Annotated in this window: 2 protein-coding genes; both read right to left on the reverse strand. The window is 52.7% G+C overall.

Going from position 1 to position 829, the window contains the following annotated elements:
- A partial coding sequence (locus IEW52_RS15590) for a DUF6444 domain-containing protein (protein WP_188630995.1) occupies positions 1 to 507 on the reverse strand: 507 nt, incomplete at its 3' end.
- 139 nt (positions 508 to 646) lie between these two features.
- A partial coding sequence (locus IEW52_RS15860; RefSeq protein ID WP_229668007.1) for a hypothetical protein occupies positions 647 to 829 on the reverse strand: 183 nt, incomplete at its 5' end.

Below are 829 nucleotides of genomic sequence, written 5' to 3' on the forward strand. Positions count from 1 at the left end.
TTGCAGGGCAATGTAACTGAGCAAGTTCGCGCCCATCTGGGTATGACTGACTGTCTCCGGCAGGCGGGCTTCATCCGTGTGGATACAGCGCGTACAGGTGGCCCGAAACAGCTGATGCTCGGTCATGAAGTAGCTGACCTCGGGTAAATCAAATACCTGATGTACTCGGTGTGGCTTGGCATGAGCCAGCATATCGCCACCACAGCAGGTACAGATTTCTGACGGATAATGCGGCGCGAGCGTCACCCGTTCATCCTGCGGATGCCGTTCTCGACGATGGCCTTTATGACCAGGCTGAGCGCCACGCTGCTTGCCGGAACGTTTGCGTGGACGAGCCGGCGGTGCCCCTCCTGGTCCATTGCTGGATGGGGGCTTTGAAGAGTTGCCGCTGTTCTGATTGAGGCGGTCTTCCAGCTCGGAAATACGCTCCATGAGCTTGAAAATCAGCTCGTGCGCTTGTTCCAGCGTCAGGGGCGGCACCGTCGGTGTGGTGTGCTTTTTATTCATATTGATAAGCGTGCCTGAACTGGGAGATCGTGCAAGTAGCAAAAGCGAATCAAGAGACGATCATCCCATTATTGAGTGTCAAGGCGCTGCGGGTGAACAGTTACCCTCATTCAATATTGGCAGCGGCAGAACGAGCGATTTATCTTATAGCCTTGGAGTATGCAGGTAAGTTATTACTCTTACCTAAGCTCATAACAAGGCCAATCACAAACGCCAGCCCTGTGTGCCAACCTAAGCATGAACCAGCTGATTTTGAGTTAATATAGAAATCAGGGTGCTTTAGGAGACTGTTATGCCAAAGCCAATGACACACATTCAGCCC

The organism is Oceanisphaera marina, assembly GCF_014643915.1.
Taxonomy (GTDB): domain Bacteria; phylum Pseudomonadota; class Gammaproteobacteria; order Enterobacterales; family Aeromonadaceae; genus Oceanimonas; species Oceanimonas marina.